The sequence below is a fragment of the Bacillus sp. FSL R5-0422 genome (assembly GCF_038610765.1).
GTDB classification, from domain to species: domain Bacteria; phylum Bacillota; class Bacilli; order Bacillales; family Bacillaceae; genus Bacillus; species Bacillus pumilus_O.
Genome location: NZ_CP152014.1, coordinates 3,539,684 through 3,559,716 on the forward strand (window position 1 = coordinate 3,539,684; position 20,033 = coordinate 3,559,716).

Annotated in this window: 18 protein-coding genes and 1 riboswitch; of the genes, 9 read left to right on the plus strand and 9 right to left on the minus strand. The window is 39.1% G+C overall.

Features of this window, described 5'->3' with window-relative positions; genetic code table 11:
• Nucleotides 1-4: 4 nt before the first annotated feature.
• Nucleotides 5-766 carry an ABC transporter ATP-binding protein gene (locus MKX52_RS18125; protein WP_342491192.1) on the plus strand — a complete coding sequence of 254 codons (762 nt, stop codon included), beginning with the start codon at nucleotides 5-7 and terminating at the stop codon, nucleotides 764-766.
• A gap of 658 nt (nucleotides 767-1,424) precedes the next feature.
• Nucleotides 1,425-2,603 carry a tetratricopeptide repeat protein gene (locus tag MKX52_RS18130; protein ID WP_342491193.1) on the plus strand — a complete coding sequence of 393 codons (1,179 nt, stop codon included), beginning with the start codon at nucleotides 1,425-1,427 and terminating at the stop codon, nucleotides 2,601-2,603.
• Nucleotides 2,604-2,702: 99 nt separating this feature from the next.
• Here MKX52_RS18130 and MKX52_RS18135 read toward each other — a convergent pair whose 3' ends face one another.
• The 5 genes from MKX52_RS18135 to MKX52_RS18155 all read right to left on the minus strand — a co-directional run bounded on the left by MKX52_RS18135 (nucleotide 2,703) and on the right by MKX52_RS18155 (nucleotide 9,145).
• Complete coding sequence (locus tag MKX52_RS18135) at nucleotides 2,703-3,551, minus strand: PRD domain-containing protein (RefSeq protein WP_012011835.1); 849 nt, start codon at nucleotides 3,549-3,551, stop codon at nucleotides 2,703-2,705.
• Nucleotides 3,552-3,581: 30 nt separating this feature from the next.
• The gene (locus tag MKX52_RS18140) at nucleotides 3,582-5,048 is read right to left on the minus strand and encodes a glycoside hydrolase family 1 protein (protein WP_144471793.1); all 1,467 of its coding nucleotides are present in this window, start codon (nucleotides 5,046-5,048) and stop codon (nucleotides 3,582-3,584) included.
• Between the two features lie 4 nt (nucleotides 5,049-5,052).
• A complete protein-coding gene (locus MKX52_RS18145; protein WP_342491194.1) occupies nucleotides 5,053-6,912 on the minus strand; it encodes a beta-glucoside-specific PTS transporter subunit IIABC in 1,860 nt (619 codons plus the stop codon).
• A gap of 345 nt (nucleotides 6,913-7,257) precedes the next feature.
• Complete coding sequence (locus MKX52_RS18150; RefSeq protein ID WP_342491195.1) at nucleotides 7,258-8,136, minus strand: hypothetical protein; 879 nt, start codon at nucleotides 8,134-8,136, stop codon at nucleotides 7,258-7,260.
• 115 nt (nucleotides 8,137-8,251) lie between these two features.
• Nucleotides 8,252-9,145: a hypothetical protein gene (locus MKX52_RS18155; protein WP_342491196.1), complete on the minus strand. Its 894-nt coding sequence runs from the start codon at nucleotides 9,143-9,145 to the stop codon at nucleotides 8,252-8,254.
• A 179-nt stretch (nucleotides 9,146-9,324) separates the two neighbouring features.
• On the opposite strand from MKX52_RS18155, the gene MKX52_RS18160 reads away from it, so the two are divergent.
• Nucleotides 9,325-9,876, plus strand: a complete 552-nt coding sequence (locus tag MKX52_RS18160) for a PadR family transcriptional regulator (protein WP_144459654.1) — start codon at nucleotides 9,325-9,327, stop codon at nucleotides 9,874-9,876.
• Nucleotides 9,877-9,880: 4 nt separating this feature from the next.
• Nucleotides 9,881-10,363 carry a DUF4188 domain-containing protein gene (locus tag MKX52_RS18165; RefSeq protein WP_012011841.1) on the plus strand — a complete coding sequence of 161 codons (483 nt, stop codon included), beginning with the start codon at nucleotides 9,881-9,883 and terminating at the stop codon, nucleotides 10,361-10,363.
• Between the two features lie 11 nt (nucleotides 10,364-10,374).
• On the opposite strand, the gene MKX52_RS18170 is transcribed toward MKX52_RS18165, so the two are convergent.
• Nucleotides 10,375-10,998 (minus strand): CoA pyrophosphatase, encoded by a 624-nt coding sequence (locus MKX52_RS18170; RefSeq protein WP_342491197.1) that lies wholly within the window; start codon nucleotides 10,996-10,998, stop codon nucleotides 10,375-10,377.
• Between the two features lie 170 nt (nucleotides 10,999-11,168).
• Here MKX52_RS18170 and MKX52_RS18175 point away from each other — a divergent pair, with 170 nt between their 5' ends.
• Together MKX52_RS18175 and MKX52_RS18180 are read left to right on the plus strand one after the other, a co-directional pair.
• Nucleotides 11,169-11,375, plus strand: a complete 207-nt coding sequence (locus MKX52_RS18175; protein ID WP_088001880.1) for a helix-turn-helix transcriptional regulator — start codon at nucleotides 11,169-11,171, stop codon at nucleotides 11,373-11,375.
• Nucleotides 11,372-12,052, plus strand: coding sequence for a DUF3169 family protein (locus tag MKX52_RS18180; protein ID WP_342491198.1), 681 nt, complete (start codon nucleotides 11,372-11,374; stop codon nucleotides 12,050-12,052). Before MKX52_RS18175 ends, MKX52_RS18180 begins: the two co-directional genes overlap by 4 nt.
• A gap of 48 nt (nucleotides 12,053-12,100) precedes the next feature.
• On the opposite strand, the gene MKX52_RS18185 is transcribed toward MKX52_RS18180, so the two are convergent.
• Entirely contained in the window at nucleotides 12,101-13,447 is a 1,347-nt protein-coding gene (locus tag MKX52_RS18185; RefSeq protein ID WP_012011844.1) for an amino acid permease, read from the minus strand.
• A gap of 162 nt (nucleotides 13,448-13,609) precedes the next feature.
• A riboswitch (glycine riboswitch) is annotated at nucleotides 13,610-13,689 on the minus strand.
• A 264-nt stretch (nucleotides 13,690-13,953) separates the two neighbouring features.
• On the opposite strand from MKX52_RS18185, the gene MKX52_RS18190 reads away from it, so the two are divergent.
• The 3 genes from MKX52_RS18190 to MKX52_RS18200 all read left to right on the plus strand — a co-directional run bounded on the left by MKX52_RS18190 (nucleotide 13,954) and on the right by MKX52_RS18200 (nucleotide 17,515).
• The gene (locus tag MKX52_RS18190) at nucleotides 13,954-14,976 is read left to right on the plus strand and encodes a LacI family DNA-binding transcriptional regulator (RefSeq protein ID WP_012011845.1); all 1,023 of its coding nucleotides are present in this window, start codon (nucleotides 13,954-13,956) and stop codon (nucleotides 14,974-14,976) included.
• Between the two features lie 436 nt (nucleotides 14,977-15,412).
• On the plus strand, nucleotides 15,413-16,594 hold the full coding sequence (locus MKX52_RS18195; RefSeq protein WP_342491199.1) for an MFS transporter: 1,182 nt from the start codon (nucleotides 15,413-15,415) through the stop codon (nucleotides 16,592-16,594).
• 18 nt (nucleotides 16,595-16,612) lie between these two features.
• Nucleotides 16,613-17,515 carry a quinate/shikimate dehydrogenase gene (locus MKX52_RS18200; RefSeq protein ID WP_342491200.1) on the plus strand — a complete coding sequence of 301 codons (903 nt, stop codon included), beginning with the start codon at nucleotides 16,613-16,615 and terminating at the stop codon, nucleotides 17,513-17,515.
• A gap of 241 nt (nucleotides 17,516-17,756) precedes the next feature.
• Here the strand turns inward: MKX52_RS18200 and MKX52_RS18205 are convergent, their stop codons facing one another.
• Together MKX52_RS18205 and MKX52_RS18210 are read right to left on the minus strand one after the other, a co-directional pair.
• Nucleotides 17,757-18,950: an MFS transporter gene (locus MKX52_RS18205; RefSeq protein WP_119125626.1), complete on the minus strand. Its 1,194-nt coding sequence runs from the start codon at nucleotides 18,948-18,950 to the stop codon at nucleotides 17,757-17,759.
• Between the two features lie 333 nt (nucleotides 18,951-19,283).
• On the minus strand, nucleotides 19,284-19,898 hold the full coding sequence (locus MKX52_RS18210; RefSeq protein WP_144503452.1) for a hypothetical protein: 615 nt from the start codon (nucleotides 19,896-19,898) through the stop codon (nucleotides 19,284-19,286).
• Nucleotides 19,899-20,033 lie beyond the last annotated feature (135 nt).

Sequence of the window (20,033 nt, forward strand, 5' to 3'; positions counted from 1 at the left end):
TCACATGGAACATTTGATTGAAACAAAGCGATTGTCTTTGCAAATTGATTCTTTAAAAGGACAGAAACAAATCATCCTTAAAGATATTCATTTATCGATAAATCCTGGGGAATTTGTGACGATTATGGGACCTTCTGGATGCGGGAAAACCTCCTTGCTTTATCAGCTTAGCGGGATAGAAACAGCCTCAACGGGAGAGATCAAATATAAAGGCCATTTACTATCAGAAATGACAGATAAACAGTTATCTGCTTTTCGTTTAACAGAAATGGGATTTGTCTTTCAACACAGCCACTTACTAAAAAATCTTAATCTATTTGATAACATCATTACTGCAGCTTACTTAACAAAGAAAAAGCCAAGAAAAGAAGTAAATGAACGAGCTAGATATTTAATGGAGAAACTTGATATTGATCATTTAGCAGATAGATATTTGTCAGAAGTTTCAGGAGGTCAGCTTCAAAGAGCCTCTATCTGCCGAGCGCTGATGAATGAACCAGACATTCTTTTCGCTGATGAACCAACAGGTGCTCTTAACTCCCATGCAACTAAGGAAGTGATGAATATCTTTTCGAAAATCCATTCTGAAGGGGCGACATTACTGCTTGTCACACATGACCCAAAGGTTGCTCTTCGTTCTGAAAGAATCATGTTTATGAATGACGGAGAAATAACAGCCAGCTTACATTTAGGGAAATTTGATGCGGCAAGTGCCGAGAAACGGGAGACCCGATTAAATCAATGGCTCCAAGGTTTGGGGTTTTAAGTTGTAGTAAAACAGGCATTTTTCGCCTGTTTTACTTTTCCTGGCACTCAAATGAATAATCCATAGATAAACTATTAGTTTCTAGTATGATTTTACCGCCTACTTGTTGACAAGATTCTGTCAGTAATTCTATTTCTTTGCTATAAAAGTATCTCTTTGACACATACAGAGTCACTAAAACGAGTAACAACGTCGCAATGACCAATGTGATTTGCCAGTTTAGGATTTTAAATCTTTTTTTCATATCAACATCCTTTCAAGCAGACGAATTTTTGTGATTAATAGCTACTTTTGTCTGCTTCTATCAGTTTCTATTCCAAATTTGATCTAGCATCATCATAACTGATTTTCTTTGATAGATCGACCTCCCAACTTACCCACCGATCACCTAAAATCCCTTTATTTTCAATATACCAATGATATTTTCGATCATAATCATAAAACCTATTGTATATACTCCTCTTTTAGACAATTAAAAAAAGATTTTAATCATTTGTAAAAACATTCAATCACCATTACAATTTCGTTCATCACATGACCATTGGTCCTTTTTATTACCTCTTGGCAATCACCTCACAGAAACGATTATATTCTTCCAAAAATTGTGATATCGTTTTTTAGTGAAACAGGTGAAAGGATCTTAAAGAGGTGAAATTTCATGGCTATCATTTCTGCTGAACAGGTGGGGAACCGTTTAAATGATTGGCGAATTGCGATTCGCAAACATGATGTACAAAGTGCTAACGCAATGTACACAGAATTAAAGCAATTGCTTCAAGAAATGGAAGAAAATCAGGAGGTATTGACTTATTATTCATTGCTAGAAGGCAAGTATAAACTCATGATATATGAACGAAGAGGTAAAACACTGAAAGAACAGACAGAGCTAGATTGCCCATCTAAAACAAACGACTTAATTGAATACTATTTTTACCTATACAAAGCCCTTTACGCTTCATATAACAGAGACTATGCATCAGCCATTGGACTGTTTAAAATTGCTGAGAAAAAACTACAAAACATTCCGGATGAAATAGAAGTAGCTGAATTCCATACGAAAATCGCAAACTTATATATGCTACTTCGTCAAAGCCTAATTTCTCTTCACTATATTCAGAATGCTGTAGATATTTTCAAAAGTCATGAGGGATATGAAAGAAGACTAGCGTCAGCCTTTGTCATCTCCGCTGCTAATTATATGGATATTGGCGACTTCACAAGAGCAGAAAACTACTATAAAAAAGCATTACACATCGCTGACAGTCTAAATGATCGTTTTCTAGCTTCACAGCTTTTTCATAATATCAGTATTCTGTATGCTGAAGCTGGAGAATCGAAAAAATGTATCGATGCCCTAGAACAGGCTCTAAGTGATGAAAACTACCTCTCATCATGCTATTTCCATCACACCATGTTTATGTTAGTCAAAGAACTTTTATCTATTGATGAAAGAACACAAGCTCTCTATTACTTCGAATTAGTCAACCAAAAACACGAATCAGAGAAATGCCCCATCTATACAGCAAAAATGAATTTGCTTTACCATCTATATTTTACTGAGGATATGTCTCAAAAAGCTCAAGCCTGTTTCGAGGAAATCAGCATTCTAAAAGAATTAAAGGATGCTGAAGGTGCATGTGAATTAAGTGCACTGGCTGCAAAACACTTTGAAGATTTAGGTGCCACTCATCAAGCCTATCTCTTTTTGAAGGAAGCCTATCACATGAACCATCCTATATTTGAATGGAGGAATTCTAATGAAAAAAATGAGTTTATTGTTCATCGCTTTAACCATTGTCGTTTTCGGACAAACAGTGTCTTTCAATTCGTTAAATGACACGAATCCTGGCACAACAGAACGACCTATCGGAACTTAATATAAAACTGATCACAGCAAAGAACCACTTGCCTGGTCAAAAGGCAAGTGGTTCCACCATTATTTCAATTGCTGATAAGACATGAGGCGGTGTATATGTACCGCAAGATACGTAAGCTCATCATTCGGAATCACGATACTATGCACCTGTTTAATATAATCCTTGATTTTAAAAGCAACATCCATCGCTTGAGGATACAAGTGTGCAATTTGTTCAAACAACTCATTTTCTTGATCCGAGAGTAATTTATTTGCATAAAATCTCTCTACAAAGAACTTCACATGTGTAATGAATCGACTGTAATGAATATTCTCCTGATCCATTTTCATATTCAATGTATAGCGCACAAGATTGACAATGCTTCCGATCATTTTGGCATATTTCATGCTATCTTTTGAATCGGATTCTTCACCTAATGCATTGATTAAGTGAAAGGCAATATTTGCTGCTTCTTCTTTTGGTAATTGTATGCTCAATGTATCATTAACTAATTCAAGAGCGTACTTCCCTACTTCAAATTCTTCAGTATAGTAATTTTTGATTTCCCAGTACACACGGTTCGTAATATTAATATTCTTTTTATGTCGTTCAACAGCAAAATTCAAATGATCCATTAAGGTAAAATAAACACCTGAATTTAGACTTGAATTTAACCGTTTTTCTGCATATTGGACGATGCGCTGAGTTAAATCGATAAACTCTTGAGGCATTGAATCTAACAATTGAAGAAATTCCTTTGCTCTCATGTTATCGACTGACATAAAGACTTGGTCCGCTTTTTTCTCTTCTATCATTTGACCCGGTTTCTGTCCATAGCCAATCCCACGGCCAAACAAAACCATCTCCTGTTGGTTCTGATCTTCAGCCAGGACCACACTCGAGTTTAAAACTTTTTTGATTTTAAACATCGTCATCACCTGTTTTCATGATTGTGGTGTTCAATCAAGCGATTCACCATTTGTCTCAATGACTTTTTGGTACCAATAAAATGAGTCTTTTCGAGATCGTTTTAATGTGCCGTTTCCATCATCATCTTGATCTACGTGAATAAAGCCATAGCGTTTTGACATTTGTGATGTACCTGCACTAATAATATCAATTGAGCCCCAGCTCGTATATCCAAAAAGATCGACGCCTTCTTCAATCGCTTCTCTCATCTGACGGAAATGCTCTTTAAAATAGTTAATCCGATAGTCGTCATGGATAGAGCCATCACTTTCAACTACATCCTTAGCTCCCATTCCATTCTCGACAATGATAAGAGGTTTTTGATAGCGATCGTACAGTTCGATTAAAGAAATTTTCAGACCAACCGGATCAATTTGCCAGCCCCAGTCAGTTGAAGGCAGATAAGGGTTTTTGACGCCACGAATCGTATTCCCTTCTGTCTGCTCTAACCCTTCTTGAGCTGATTCAGTTAAAGACATATAGTAGCTAAATGAGATGAAATCGACTGTATTTTCTTTTAAAATGTTGAGATCATCTGCTTCCATTTGAATATGAATATTTTTTCTCTCAAGCATCCGTGTAATCAGTGGTGGATATTCGCCAAACACCTGAACATCTGCATAGAAATAGTTTTCTAAGTTTTGTTTTAAAGCTTGTTCCACATCATTCGGATGACACGTATGCGGATACGTTGTCAATTTTGTCAGCATACACCCAACCTGGCTACCTGGAATAATACGATGGCAATCAGCTGTTACAAGAGCAGACGCAACAAATTGATGATGGAGTGCTTGATACACGGTCTCTTCTACTTTACCTTCTGGGCAACGATCAGGAATAATTCCTGCTGTAATGAATGAGTGGCGGTGAATACTATCAATTTCATTAAAGGTGAGCCAATATTTCACATCATGTTGATAGCGTTCGAAACAAACATTGGCGAACTTCACAAAGAGATCGACCACTTTTCTTTCCACCCAGCCGTTATATTTCACACTAAGGGCTAAAGGCATTTCATAATGAGAGAGTGTCACAATCGGTTCTATATTGAGTTTTTTCATTTCAGCAAATACACGATCATAGAATTGCAGACCTTTTTCATTTGGTTCAGCTTCTTCTCCAGTAGGGAAGATACGACTCCACGCAATAGAAATGCGAAGTGTTTTAAAGCCCATTTCAGCAAATAGAGCCAAATCCTCTTTATAGTGGTGATAGAAATCAACACCTCTGCGTTTAGGATACTTTTTATCATCTGGGTCATTTATTGCACGTTCTATATTTTCAGAAGTCACAGCAAGATGTCCTTCATAATCTTCTACACTTAAGTTGGAACGATACATTGCAATATCTGCAACTGATGGTCCTTTTCCATCTATATTCCAGGCTCCTTCTGCCTGGTTGGCGGCAATGGCGCCGCCCCATAAAAACCCTTTTGGAAAACCTTTAATTGTTGTCATATATTTAGCCTCCTAATTGTGTAACAACCATCAATGTATCTTGACGATTGACCTCTTGTAATGGCTGTACCTTTATTTCATATTGATCTGTATTTGTGATGACAGCAAGTGTAACTGGATCATAACCTGCTGCTATGATTTTTTCTACATCAAATTCAATCAGTAAATCTCCTGCTTGAACACGTTCTCCTGCCTGAACTTTTGGCTGAAAATACTGTCCTTCCAATTGCACGGTATCAATGCCGATATGGAATAATACTTCAACGCCTTGGTCCGTTTTCATACCAAGTGCATGATTTGTTTCGAACAGCATGGTCACCTCACCATCTACTGGTGCGTAAAGCGCTCCTTCTGAAGGGACAATGGCAATTCCGTCTCCCATGACCTTTGAAGAAAAAATATCATCTTTTACTTCAGATAGAGAGATCATTTGACCAATCACAGGACTTTTGAATGTCTCACCTGCTCCAATTTGTTCAGCAAATGCAGCTTGATCATTTGTCTTTTCTTCTACCGTTTTATCCTTACCTAATACAAAAGCAGCGATAAAAGCGACAATAAAGGAAATGACTGCTCCAATGACAGCAAACATTAGATTTCGTGGGAGCTCATCTGATATAAACATCGACATACTTGCTAATCCAGGACCAACAAGTACAAAGGCTTGTATCCCAATTAATCCAATGAAGGTCCCACCAACAAACGAACCAATCATGACACTTCCAAGGACTCGCTTATTTTGAAGTGTGACACCATACAAAGCAGGCTCTGTGATACCAAAAAATGCTGAAATCCCTGCCGAAATAGCTGTTGATCTGAGTACCTTGTCTTTTGTGCGTAGTGCTACAGCAAAACACGCTCCACTTTCCGCAATATTATGAGCAAGTGATGCTGGCAGATAAAGTGCTTCTTTCCCTAGGGTACCCATCGTAGTGACTGCATAAGGGACCATTGCTTTGTGCATTCCTGATGCGACCATGAATGGAAGGACTGCTGCTAAAATCGCGACAGCTACCCAGCCTACTGTATTAAACATCGCAAGAATAACAGATGAAAACCCTTGTCCTGCTGTAAAACCAAGTGGTCCTAATAACAGTAACGTAACTGGTACAGTAATGACTAATGACATCATTGGGACAAAGAAAATCCGAATTGGTTTTGGTGAAAATCGTGTAAAGAATTTTTCCATTTGAGCGTAAAGCAATACAGAAAGGATTGCTGGGAATACTTGATACGCATAAGCTATATTTTTCACGTCGAACGACAGCAATTGCGCACCTTCAGTAAGCATAGCCGTCATGTTCGGAAGAAGAAGCGCACCGACTGCTGATAATGCGACCAGTGGGTTTACTTTTAATTTATTTGCCGTTGTTACAGCGACTAGTAATGGCAGGAAGTAAAGCGGCGCGTCCCCTACCATGTTCAATATTTGATAGGTTTGACCCTTTGCATCCATCCAGCCTAATAGAGAGAAAAGGAGAAGAAATGATTTTAAAATCCCTCCGCCTGCGATAGCTGGAACAAGCGGCTGGAAGACACCGACAATGAAATCTAATAGAACTGTGCCTACTTTTCTTTTTTCTTTTGGCTGATTGGATGGCACGACTTGCCCCGATGAGCTGCTGCCCATTATTCTTGTTACCTCTTGATACACTTCAATCACGTCATTCCCAATGACCACTTGGCATTGTCCTGACATTCTGACAGCTATGACACCTGGTGTTTTTTCTAATGCTGGTACATCTGCTTTTTTCTGATCAATTAGTGTGAAGCGAAGTCTTGTTGAGCAGTGCTCAAGGTGCGCAATGTTTTCTTTACCACCTACATGCTGTAAAACGTCTTTGGCGACTTGTGTGTAATCCATTTTTTCTCCTCCTTTTCTCATACATGAGACCTATATTTTGGCAATAAAAAAAGGATCTAAAACGACAAATTAAAGAAATTCATCGTTTTTAGATCCTGCCTGCATGACCAGTCACATGTCTAATTTATTTATATTGGATTTGTTTTTAGTATATATCGATTATATGAAAGCGTCAACATTTATTTTTCTGAAATTTATTAAGGTCTATCTACCTAAATTAATTTTCTTTAATTTAATGAAAACAACCTTTCTCGCCTTTTTATACATCGATATCCTTTTATCATCGATAAGAACTATCTCCATGTTAAAAAACCAGATAAGTTTTCATCTGGTTTTCACCATTTATTATTTTTTCTGTTCTTCCGCCTGCTTTTTGAATGCTTTCGCTTGTTTTTGATATTCCTTCTTCGTGACCGCTTTTAACTCTACGGTACCGCCTGTCATTTTAAATGGAAGTTTGATTGATTTTACATCTCGATCAGTGGAACCTTTAATGATCCCATCTTCAATTGATGGCTCATGGCCCATTACAAAACTTCTTCCATCCGTTTCACCCGAGACTTCTAATCTCATTTCTTTATAAGGCTTACAATCTTCTTCAGGAACAGTTGTGATTAGAAGGGAGCCGGTCCATCCAATCTCAATATGCATGGTTTTCACCTGTAAAAATAATTGTTTGTCCTTTGCCGTATAGAGAAAGCCATATACCTTTGCCACTTTCTCCTTGAAGTTTCTCATACTATCATAAAACCTATCCTCCGCGGTATCGAATAGATAATCATACCGTTTTTGAATATCTTTCTGATATTTATCTAGCTTTTTTTGATTGATCGCCTGATAAATCGTGCTTTTCTTTTCGCCTTGTTTTTTCACTGAAAGGTCTTTTCCTGAAAAATGAACTTCGTATACGATCGTTTCTTTACCTTGTGTGACTTTGAATTCATATCCATTTTCTTTTGAGCTGCCGGCTACGACAAATTGTTTTTTATAGATATGCGGATCCCATCTCACTTCTTCTACATACTTTTCATTTAAATGCCCTGTTACTTTCCCTTTGCTCAAAGATACCTTAAACCAGCTCATTCTATCCTTCGTTTTATACGCAAATGCATAGGAATGGTTCAATGAATTTTTTTGTGCGATTGCTTGATATGCTGTCCAGCCGCCTCCACCAATGACTAGCACTGTTAGGATAGACACGATCCACATTTTCAATTTACTCATACGTACCTCCACTAATATATGATTTAAAAAATATTCATTGTCCCTATTTATATATTCAACTAAATTCTTATCGCCCTGAAATGCCATTCACAACATTCATCTGTTCCAACACGATCTACTTTTGCCATTCTTTCGCCTTCTTTTTGAATGCTTCCGTTTGTTCTTGATATTCCTCTTTCGTAACCGCTTTAAATTCTATTGTCCCGCCTGCCATTTTAAAAGGAAATTTAATTGATGTTGCATCTCGGTCAGTTTCCCCTAAAATAAAACCCTTTTCAATTGCAGGATAAGTACTCAAATCAAACATGATCCCATCTGAAACTCCACCGGCTGTATGTTTCGTTTCTTTATAAGGTTCACCACCATCTCCTGGAACCTTTCTCATCAGAAAAGAACCTGCCCATTCAGACTGCATATACATTCGTTTTACCTTTAGAAATAGTTGGTATGAACCATCCTCCGCCGTATACAGATAACCATAAGCGCCTGTTACTTTCTTAATGAAGTTTCTTACATAATCATGAAATCTATTTTCCGTGTCATCCATCAGTTTCTCATATCGATCATGAATGTCCTGTTGAACAGCACGTAGTTTTTTTTGATCAACTGCTTTGTATGTGATGCTTTGCTTTTCACCTTGTTTTTTCACAGAAAGATCCTTTTCGACAAGGTGAACTTCATATGTGACCATTTCTTCCCCTTGCTTTACATGAAATTCGTAACCGTTTTCAATTGATTTTCCGGTTAATTGATATTTGTTGATAAATATATTGGGATCATAATGCCTTTTCGGATTTTCCTCTAAAATGGTTTCATTCAGATGACCTGTTACTTTTCCGTTTCTCTCTGTTACCTTGAACCAGTTCACACGATCATTTGTCTTATATGCAAAGGCGTAGGGGTGATTCAAACCACTCTTTTTTGCGATTGCTTGATATGCTATAAAGCCGCCTCCACCAATCATAAGTACCACCAGAATAGCCATGAGCCAAATTTTCGATTTACTCATATATCCCCCTCCAAACTATCATCGTTCAATCAATATGAATGATTCATTTCATGGATTAACAAATCAGTGATCTTTTCACCTCCTTTCTAGCATTTTTTTCTCTTATACATCTTGTGTCTGCAGCTATACATCGTTTATTATATATCTAAATGATATATCTTTTAGATAGGTGTGCTGATATGAAAAAATACAATGATACGACGTATGCGATTTTAGGTATTTTAACGACAGATTGTAAGTCAGGGTACGAAGTGAAGCAATTAATTGATAGAAGCTTGCATCATTTTTGGAAAATTAGTTATGGACAAATTTATCCAGCTTTAAAGTTAATAGTCGAGGAAGGGCTTGCTGAGGTTTCACCTGCTTCTTCGTCAGGTCGCTCTGACAAGCGGGAATATCATCTGACTGAAAAAGGGCTGGAGACGTTAAGGCAATGGCTGGCAAAGCCTCTTGATCATTTACCATCAGAACGAAATGAAGTGTTATTAAAGTTATTCTTCGGTCAATATCTTTCGATTGAGAAAAAACTGGTGCTTCTACAGGATTATGAAAGACAGCTTCGTATCCGTTATGAGACCTATGTTTCGATTGAACAAAACATTCAAGAACTTTATCCCGATGAAGCAGATGCGAAGTATTGGCTGTTTACATTAGATTACGGAAAAAGAGTGGCTCAAGCAGGAATTGATTGGTGCGTGGAAACATCCCATTTGATGAAGAAGGAAGGGTAAATGTATGAAAAAAGACATACGTGCTGGCAGGTTTACAACGGAGAATTCTGACTCGATTGTTGTGTTTATTATTGGCATGCGAATCAACAAACGCTGGGCGGTTCATCAATGGATGCCTGTGTTCATGGCAATGCCTGGTATGATCAAAGAATTGTATACCCATCAAGAAGAGCTTGGTTTCCTCGGGACAGAGAATTACTTTGGCTTACGGACGACAGCGATGATCCAATATTGGAAATCAACAGATGACCTTCTGGCTTATGCGAAGATGGAAAAACATTTGGCGGCTTGGAAGAACTTCCATCAGAGGGCTCAGAACAATGACGCAGTGGGTATTTATCATGAAACCTATCAAATTCAAGCCGGCTCGTATGAATCTGTCTATGTGAACATGCCTTCTTATGGACTTAGCCAAGCGAGAGCGCCTATTCCAATTGGTAAAGGAAAACAAACAGCAAAAGAACGGCTGAAAACAACAAATTCCTAGAGAGCGAATCTCTAGGAATTTCTTTTTGCAACGGTCACAAAATGTTTTAATATGCGGGCTGTTAATCCCCAAATGGTGTAATTTTCATAATCATAAAACCATTCCTCTATCGAACGACTCCCCCAGCGGTACTTCTCACCATTCATGATTTTTTCATAAGGGAAATCCTCAGCTGGTGTTGGCTGAACGGATACATGATGTAAATACGGCTCATATTGACTTAACCAACATAAAGGCACGGTAAAGGTCTCTTCTACTTCTTCTTGATTGAAGGAGTGTTTTACTTTTTGTTCATCAATGATCCCGACATATGGGTAAACCACAAAGGATGGAGATGCAATGTAAGGGCTGAGCTGTCCAAGAATCTCCACCGATTCTGGCGGAATGCCAAGCTCTTCATGTGTTTCTCGCAATGCAGCTTCCTGTGCTGTTTCGCTGCCATCGAGCTTACCACCAGGGAAGCTAATATCACCCGGCTGTTTTCTCATGATGAGCGATCGCACCTCAAATAAAATATGCCATTCTCCGTTTACTTGCACCAAAGGGACAAGGACTGCAGCTTTGAATGCTGTTTCTTCTCCAATAAATAAAGGTTGAGATTGATGTAAGTCATTTTTTAATTGGTCAATGAACACGGGCATCACCTATTTTCTGTTTCTCTTTCTTTTAGCGTATCATGGTTCATCTTTTGAAGAAAGATGATCTTTCTGACAATTATTTTTATCAACTTGACAACTTTACTTGTCAAATTGAATAAGATGCTTTACAATCAAAGAAAGATTCAGATCAAAATTGAGGTGACAGAATGAAAAATCGATTAAAAGAGCTTCGTGCGCGTGATGGTTTGAACCAAACTGAACTTGCCAGTCGTGCAAAGGTTTCTCGTCAGACCATCAGCTTAATGGAACGAGATGAATTAATGCCGTCTCTCTTGCTCGCTGTTAAGCTTTCACGAATTTTTCAGGAACCCATTGAACGTATTTTTCTATTCGAGGAGGATGAACTATCATGAAAACTGTATACAAAATGCTATTAGGTGCTCTCCTTGGCTTTCTCGGCGCTTACTGTCTGCTGGCAGCTGAATTTGAGATGACCCTTCTTGATGTCGCATTTGAAGCGACTCTTGTCATCAGCGGCTTGACGATTGTATTGATTGTTTATTGTTTTTCAGGGATTTCACGTATGAAGAAAAGAGTATCATTTTCGGTCTCTGGAGATGAAGAGGATGAACTCGAAGCAAAACAGTATCGTACCTTTACTGATTCGACTTTAGCCAATACAGTGAGTACCATTTTATCCATTATTGCCATCGGTATGGCTATCGTTACCGAACTTCCTATTTGGCTGATTCTCGTCAATGTTGCTTTATTTATCATTACCATTATCAGTTCTTATGTAGCGTTATCCGTTCTAAAACTTGTCTACCCTAATCGCAATCTCCCAAGCCCGACTGACAAAGATTATAATAAAAAACTGCTTGCTATTTCTGACGAAGGTGAAAAGCATGTGATGCTTGGCGGACTGTTTCACACGTATCAAATGATGAACATCTTATTGACCGGTGCCATGTTTATTTTGATTGTGTATTCCCTTGGAGCCAATCACTCTCAGCTCTTCTCAATCATCGTGATTGGAATTGTTTTAATCCTTTTGAATGCCAATTATATGTTCAAGATTAGAAATCGTTGAATGAACAAAAGCACAGCCTACTGCAAAGGCTGTGCTTTTTTCTATCTATTATGACGCACGGCGTTTCTTTCTTGCATAAATCAATAATAAGAAACCAAACCAAACTGGTGTTAACAAGAGCGCCGGACGTGTTGCATCCGCAAACAGCATGATCACTAAAATGGCAGCAAAAAGGACAAGAACACAAATGTTCACAAAAGGTGTGAACGGTGCTTTAAAAGTAGATGCTGCATGCAGTTCAGGCTTTGTCTTCTTATATTTTAAATGGCAAATTAAAATAATACTCCATACCCAAATGAAACAAATGGCACTGATGGTTGTGACAATACCAAAGGCTTGTTCCGGAATCAGCTTGCTTAAAAGAGCACCGACCGATACCACAATTGTTGAAACGAATAGTGCATTACTTGGTACAGCGTGCTTGTTCAGGCGGCCAAAGGAAGATGGGCCCTGTTTTTGATGACTGAGATTATACAAAATCCGGCTCGTCGAGAACATACCGCTATTACAAGCAGAAGCCGCAGACGTCAAGACAACAAAGTTAATGAGTCCCGCTGCTACTGGAATTCCAATCAGCCCAAAGGTTTTCACAAAAGGGCTTTCTGATGCACTAAGCTCAGTCCATGGATTGATACATAATAAGACAAAAATGGCGCCCACATAGAAAAATAGAATTCTTAATGGAATTTTATTAATCGCAGACGGGATGTTTTTTTGAGGATTGGCTGTTTCTGCTGCGGACACACCGACCAACTCCACTCCCACATACGCAAAGATAACCATTTGGAATGACAGTAAGAAACCTGTAACACCATGCGGGAATAGTCCGCCGTGTGACCAAAGGTTCGTTACCGTCACCGGCCCTGCATCTGTTTGAAACCCAATGATTAAAAGAACAATTCCAACGCCGATCAGCAAGAGAATCGTAATCACTTTAATGAGTGCAAACCAAAATTCCATTTCTCCGAAAAGCTTCACCGTTAATAAATTAAACCCTAGTAAAATTAACAAACAAATGATAGCAGGAATCCATTGCGGAATGTCAAACCAATACTGCACATACACTCCGACCGCAATCACATCCGCCATCGCGGTCATAATCCAGCAAAACCAATACGTCCACCCTGTCACGAAAGAAGCCCACGGACCAAGGTAGTCTTCTGCAATATCGGTTAATGACTGATAGCCTGTCTTCGATAAGAGTAGTTCACCAAGTGCCCTCATGACGAAAAAGATCGCCATTCCGACAATGAAATAAGCAAAAATGATCGATGGACCTGCCAATTGAATGGCCTTTCCAGAGCCTAAAAACAGCCCAGTTCCAATAGTTCCGCCAATTGCAATCAACTGAACATGGCGGTTTGATAAATCTCGTTTTAATTCTTGTTGTTCCAATGCTAACGCCCTCCTACGACACGATCTTATACTGAAATAATGAACTCTCAAAAAGTCCATAAAAAAAGAGATTGGATGCGCTCCAATCTCACGGTCATAAAAGAATAGCAAAATAGAGAAAAGCAATACACGGCATCATCCATGCATTACAAATACAATATTTCGTACTCTTCTGTCCTTTTGCCTGAGATTGTGAACCCTTCGGCGCCGCACATACATGCGGTCTCTCCAGAAGCTGCTCCTGCTATAGTGTGACCCACAGCAATCATAGCCTTCGTTATTTTATTAAAATGTTGCTATTTCTGAATAATTTCATATTTTACGCCTCTAAAAGAAAGCTGTCAATGGAAATCTTTTATGAGTGACGGTGGCAGCCATATAACTTCACTTCATCAATCCCCTTTGATTCATGTATAATAAATCAAAAGATGTTCGGTCCGTTTGATGGAGAAATCCCTCTTGATCATGAACAAAGTGAAGAAATCCATGGAAGTTGGTGATAACAAATGAAAAAAATGAACAAACAGCGTGTCACATTACAGGAAGTTGCCAAGCATGCCGGTGTTTCGACTTCAACGGCATCACTTGTTGTTCGAAATAATCCTAGAATCTCTGAAGCCACTCGAAAAAAAGTACTGCAATCCATGGAGGACTTAGGATACGTTTACGACCGCGTTGCTGCCAACATGCGATCAAAAAGCTCAAATATCGTGGGTGTGATTGTCACGGATATTTCTAATACCTTTATGTCTGAGTTTTTAATTGGCGTGCAAACCACGCTTGAATCACTTGGCTATACTGTTCTACTTGGTACGACCTTTGACAGTGTCGATAAACAGGAGCGGCTCATTTCCACAATGGTAGAGCACCGAGTGGGTGGAATTATTTTAAACCCAGCTTCAAAAAGCTCTACACGAACGGTCAAACAATTAAATCAAATTCGCACCCCAAAAGTACTGGCAAATCGAGAATTATCAGATGTGCAATGTGACTACGTCGGCGTTGATTATGAACAAGGTGCTTGGATGGCGATTCGTCATCTTCTTCAAAAGGGGCATCGGCGTATCGCCTTCTTAGGCGGCATCAAGACCTCATCTACTTGGATTGAGCGGATGAAAGGTTTCAAAAAAGCCCATGACGAAGAAAATCTGACGATTGATGATTCTCTTATTATAGACATAGAACCTACTCGTGAAGGTGGGAAAGAAGCACTTGCCCAAGTGATGGATCAGCCTGAGCCTCCTACTGCTATTTTTTGTTTTAGTGATCTAGTCGCATTTGGAGTCATTCAAGAACTATCAGCACGGGACATTAAGCCTGGTGAAGATATCGATGTGGTTGGATTCGATAATGTTCCTGAAGCGGAAATGTACCATCCGCCGCTCACCACTGTTTCCTCCTTCCCCCGATCCATCGGGGTAAAAGCAGCAAACCTTTTATATCATAAAATGAACGAACAGGATGAAGAGCTGCAGAGATTGATCTTAAAGCCTCAACTTCATATTAGAGAAACCGCTCCCTCATCATGAAAAAGAGAATTGCGTACAGCAATTCTCTTTTTTTATTGATCAAGTCAACGATTTCTTTGTTTCATTTTTCTTTTTTTAAATCACAAAGTCATAAACTTGACACATTTATAACACAGGAGTATATTTATCTCGTTGCTTCTTTTAGTATATCGTTATACCAAATTCATTCTATCGTTATTTCTATCAAAAAACAGTTGAGAACGATAATTCATGATTCTGATCAAATCATGAAGTTTCACTTTCTAACCAAGACTGTTATTATTTTTTACAATTTGGTAGAACGATGTACTTAATGAAAGAAGAGATGAATATTCATTAATTTACTCTCATCAATCACACAAGGGGTGTTGTGATGGACTTATGTACATGTAAGAAAATAACAAAGGGTAGACAAAGAATTTGACCTTAAAGGGGTTTCAAATATAGGAGTGGGAACATGAAAAATCCTTATATTAAATCATCAATTGGTATGTATTTAAACTACTTCATGCTTGGCATGATCAATATTATTATAGCTTCCAACATGGACAGCTTATCTGGACGCTACCATGTAGATATTCCGAAAATTAGCTTGCTTGTCTCGGCGATCGGAATTGGTAAACTCATTGCACTCTTTTTCTCAGGCCGGTTAGCCGACAGCTGGGGACGTAAGCCTGTCATTATTACAGGGAATTTTCTTTACTTATTATTCTTAATCGGTATTCCAACAACAACGAGTTATACACTGGCATTTATCCTTGCGATTTCAGCAGGTATTGCAAATTCACTGCTTGATTCAGGAACCTATCCTGCTTTGACTGAGTCATTTCCGAAAAAAGCAAGTTCTGCGTCTGTTTTAGTGAAAGCGTCTGTATCTATTGGGGCGACTGTTCTTCCATTTATCTTGGCATTCCTAGTGGCACATGACATCTTCTGGGGCTGGGCGTTCTTTGGACTAGGGCTTCTTTATTTACTTGTTGGGATTTACTTAATCTTTATGCCCTTCCCGAACCATAAGCAAGTTTCTTCACAAGACGCTCTTCCAGTACAGGAGCAGCTGAAGGAAGAACCAAAAATGCTTGGCGAAGGCTTAGCTGTTGTACTCATGGGATTCACGTCGACTGCATTGTTTGTCGTATGGCAGACATGGCTTCCGCAGCTCGGATTAAAATTAATCGGACTTGGCACAGAACAAGCCACACAGCTTCTATCTTATTTTAGTATCGGTGCATTGGTATCTGTTCTCTTGCTGTCGATCGTTTTAGATAAATTCATTTCACCAATTATGGTAGCGATCATTTATCCAATTGGGGCGTTCCTTGCAATGCTTTCACTTTTCCAAATCGAAACATACAGCATTGTCATTGTCAGCACCTTTTTCTTAGGGCTATTTACAGCGGGAATCTTCCAGCTAGCGATGAGTATTATGATGAAACTATTTCCGACAAACAAAGCAACGGCTTCATCCTACGTCAACATTGCAGCAAGCTCCGCGTTTATCCTCGTGCCGCTCATTACAAGTGGATTGGTCAGCACGTACGATATTAAAATGACGTTATTTTTCGATATGACCATTGCGGTTATGAGCGTATTGCTAGCGGTCTTTGTTCTTGGACGCATGAAAAAATTATTTAAATAATTGAAGGAGATGTCAATCATGACAAACATACATGAACGAAATATTGATGGGAAAACAAAATTAGTCGGTCTTCTTGCTACACCAATCGGGCACAGCCTTTCACCACGTATGCATAACCTTGGCTATACACTAACAGGTATCAACTATGCTTATCTCGCATTTGAAGTAGGGAATGATGAACTAGAAGTTGCCGTATACGGTATGAAAGCAATGGGTGCAGCTGGATTTAACGTCTCTATGCCGAACAAAATGAAAGTACTAGATTACTTAGACGAACTAGATGATTCTGCAAAATACACACGTGCAAGTAACACCGTTGTCAACAAGGATGGCAAGCTCATCGGTTACAACACAGACGGTCTTGGATATGTGAGAAACTTGATTGAACATGGCGTTGAATTAGCCGGTAAAAAGGTCACCCTCGTTGGCTCTGGCGGTGCGGCGACTCCGATCGCCATTCAGCTTGCACAATCTGGTATTCGTGAAATTAGTATTTTTGCTCGCCAAGATCAATACTTTGTTCAAGCCGAAGAAAATGTAAATTACATCAACAACGAAATGAAATCCTTCGGTGTCAAAGCTAATATTTTCCCACTTGAAGACAAAGACGCGTTCCGCCGTGAAGTAGCAGAAAGTGCAATCCTAGCAAATGGGACAAGCCTTGGCATGAAACCACTAGATCAACTTAGCATTATCGATGATACACTTGATGTACTTCGTGAAGATTTGATCGTGACAGATGTCGTATACAACCCGCAAAAAACAAAACTTCTTGCGCAAGCACAGGAAGCTGGCGCCAAAACCATTAACGGTCTTGGAATGATGCTATGGCAAGGTGCACTTGCTTACAAACTCTTTACTGGTGAAGATATGCCAGTTGATCAAGTAAAACAAATTCTTTTTGAAAATGACCGATTCTAAAACAAAAAAAAGACGACTTCCTATGCGGAGGTCGTCTTACATTATTGACAAAGGGCTAAAATGATCTTCATTTTAGCCCTTTGTCTTCTTTTCAGCGTGATAGAAAATCTTTGCAGTCTAGGAAGGGCGAGCACAGGAGCGGAGCGAATTTGACATTCGTGAGCACAGGAGCACAGCCCTGACAACGAATGCGAGGGTTTGTCTTCACGCTGAGACGATTTCCAGCGGAGGTCGTCTTTTTTTAATCATGAACCATGATTTGGCGGTATCGATACAGAATATACAATGCGCCGATAATGGCCGCAACAGCCACCACTGCATCGAACATAAAGATTTGTAAAATGGACGAGTGACTCTGAATTAAGCCTGTTACGACTGGGATGACGATAGCCGACACGCCGCCCGCTGTGGAAATAATTCCTGTCATCGTCCCTTTGTTTTTCCAGAAGAATTCAGCCATCACAGTTAATGTTAGTTGAAAAACTCCTGCTGTTGAAAATCCCAATACAAAAGCATTAACGGTTCCGATGACTGGCGATTTCACGACCAAGAGTACACAAATAGAAACTAGTGTAATGATTGGATAGATCAGCAGCACAGTGACCGGACGCACAAAACGGCGCAACAGAAATGCAAGCATCACGACAGATAGCAGCCCGCCCATGCTATAGTAACTGAGCAGTTTCACAGCACTGCCCGATGTCATTCCCAATATGGCCTCACCGTACGTAGGAAGCCAAATTTGTGGCAACGCATATAGCCCATTTGACGTAAAGCTGATCACAATGAGTGCGATCCCTTCTCTCCAAAATGTAGGCTCTGTCGAGAAGCGCGGAAGTCCATCCTGCTCCGTTACCTGGACTTGTTCCACCTTGCGATGATTTGGAAATGGCAAGGTCCACAACATCAAGACATTCACAAGATAGATCAGAGCAGGAACAAAAAATGCCATTCCATAAAACAAATCATGCTCTGCCAAAAAGAAAATCGCAAGTGGCAAAATGGTTGCCCCAATGGATATAAAGGCCTTCACCATCACATTCGCAGATCCCGAGTTTTGCGGAAAAGCCTCCATTAATGCAGGATACGTTCCTGCGTCCATTGCCGAATTCGCGACCCCTGCCAAAATGGCAAATGCAAACGCGATTTGATAATTTGGAGACAACGGAATTCCGATGAGGAACACAGCCATCAGCACACCCGAAACCAAAATGACAGGCTTTCGCCCAAAACGATCTGATAGAACACCCGATAAACCATACGTGAGTACCCTACCAATGCCAAGCGCCGAAATCATATAACTAATTCCTGCACTATTTGTATCTAACTGTTTGATTAAAAATGGCATATTGGAAGCCAAAATGATATTGACCATACCTAATAAAAAGTAATTAATATATAGACTAGAAGCCGTTCTCACATACGGATTCCTCATCCTGACACACCCCTCAACACCATCGCAATGAAGTGACCATTTATAAGATCTCATATGTGAGGAAGAACAGCTTTACAGCCTTCACGTTCATACATCTCATCATGTCATGCAGCTCACCGCTTACATGCCCTTCATGTATCAAGCATTTCTTCAATTTTTCACTGATCTTATTTTATATGAATGTGAAAGGTAATGATAGTGAATTGCTTAAATTTGAGAGGAATTGATACAAAAAAAGGAGTGGCAGGTGTCCACTCCTTTTTGATCGTCTACCAACTTTGACGGTTGACTCTTAATCCAAGTAAAAACTTTTTAAGTGTTCGATAGAAAACCTCAATTCTCGATTTTCTCAATATTTACGCTTGGAATTGTAATATTACCATCTGTCGTGGATTCATATGTAATGACACCCTCAGAAGTACCCATAAGAGTAATTACGTCTCCTTCTAAGACTCGCGATTTAACGAGATCAGCTTGATAAGCGCCATAAACAATATCATTGTAATATTCATCTACAGCTACTCTTATTTCTGTCGTACCGTCACCTTCCATGACTTGGACAACTTCACCTTTAAATTTCACTTTTTTTCCTTTATATTTTTCAGGTGTTCTAGCCAATTGATCGTAAGTGATACCAGTATCGTAACCCTTTTTCTCTTGTTCCTCAGCTTTTTTCTTTGCTAATTCTTCTTTCTTTTTCTCTTCTTCTTTTTTAGCTTTTGCTTCTTCTTCTTTTTTCTTTTCTATTTTCTCCATTTTTTCTTTTGCATCAGCTTCGGCTAACTTTGCATATGGAGCTAACTCATCTACTTTTTTCTGCAGAGTTTCGTTTTCTTTCTTTAGTTTTTCACTTGCTTTTGATGGTGAGGAACCAGACATTGCCGATCCGATAAACATAGCAACAATGGCTACTACAATATACTTCCAACTTTTCTTTAAAAACTTCATTTTAAACTTCCTTCCCTCATAACGATATAGTGTTTCATCACAAATTCAATTTCCTAAAACGAACATTTTTGGATGATAATATCTATATCGGTTGGCAGAAGAAATTTTTAACAAAAAATTAGATATTTGTACTCA

Coding starts and splice junctions, on each gene's coding strand:
- MKX52_RS18125 (WP_342491192.1), top strand. CDS start 5: ATGGAACATTTGATTGAAACAAAGCGATTGTCTTTGCAAATTGATTCT.
- MKX52_RS18130 (WP_342491193.1), top strand. CDS start 1,425: ATGGCTATCATTTCTGCTGAACAGGTGGGGAACCGTTTAAATGATTGG.
- MKX52_RS18135 (WP_012011835.1), bottom strand. CDS start 3,551: ATGTTTAAAATCAAAAAAGTTTTAAACTCGAGTGTGGTCCTGGCTGAA.
- MKX52_RS18140 (WP_144471793.1), bottom strand. CDS start 5,048: ATGACAACAATTAAAGGTTTTCCAAAAGGGTTTTTATGGGGCGGCGCC.
- MKX52_RS18145 (WP_342491194.1), bottom strand. CDS start 6,912: ATGGATTACACACAAGTCGCCAAAGACGTTTTACAGCATGTAGGTGGT.
- MKX52_RS18150 (WP_342491195.1), bottom strand. CDS start 8,136: ATGAGTAAATTGAAAATGTGGATCGTGTCTATCCTAACAGTGCTAGTC.
- MKX52_RS18155 (WP_342491196.1), bottom strand. CDS start 9,145: ATGAGTAAATCGAAAATTTGGCTCATGGCTATTCTGGTGGTACTTATG.
- MKX52_RS18160 (WP_144459654.1), top strand. CDS start 9,325: ATGAAAAAATACAATGATACGACGTATGCGATTTTAGGTATTTTAACG.
- MKX52_RS18165 (WP_012011841.1), top strand. CDS start 9,881: ATGAAAAAAGACATACGTGCTGGCAGGTTTACAACGGAGAATTCTGAC.
- MKX52_RS18175 (WP_088001880.1), top strand. CDS start 11,169: ATGAAAAATCGATTAAAAGAGCTTCGTGCGCGTGATGGTTTGAACCAA.
- MKX52_RS18180 (WP_342491198.1), top strand. CDS start 11,372: ATGAAAACTGTATACAAAATGCTATTAGGTGCTCTCCTTGGCTTTCTC.
- MKX52_RS18190 (WP_012011845.1), top strand. CDS start 13,954: ATGAAAAAAATGAACAAACAGCGTGTCACATTACAGGAAGTTGCCAAG.
- MKX52_RS18195 (WP_342491199.1), top strand. CDS start 15,413: ATGAAAAATCCTTATATTAAATCATCAATTGGTATGTATTTAAACTAC.
- MKX52_RS18200 (WP_342491200.1), top strand. CDS start 16,613: ATGACAAACATACATGAACGAAATATTGATGGGAAAACAAAATTAGTC.
- MKX52_RS18205 (WP_119125626.1), bottom strand. CDS start 18,950: ATGAGGAATCCGTATGTGAGAACGGCTTCTAGTCTATATATTAATTAC.
- MKX52_RS18210 (WP_144503452.1), bottom strand. CDS start 19,898: ATGAAGTTTTTAAAGAAAAGTTGGAAGTATATTGTAGTAGCCATTGTT.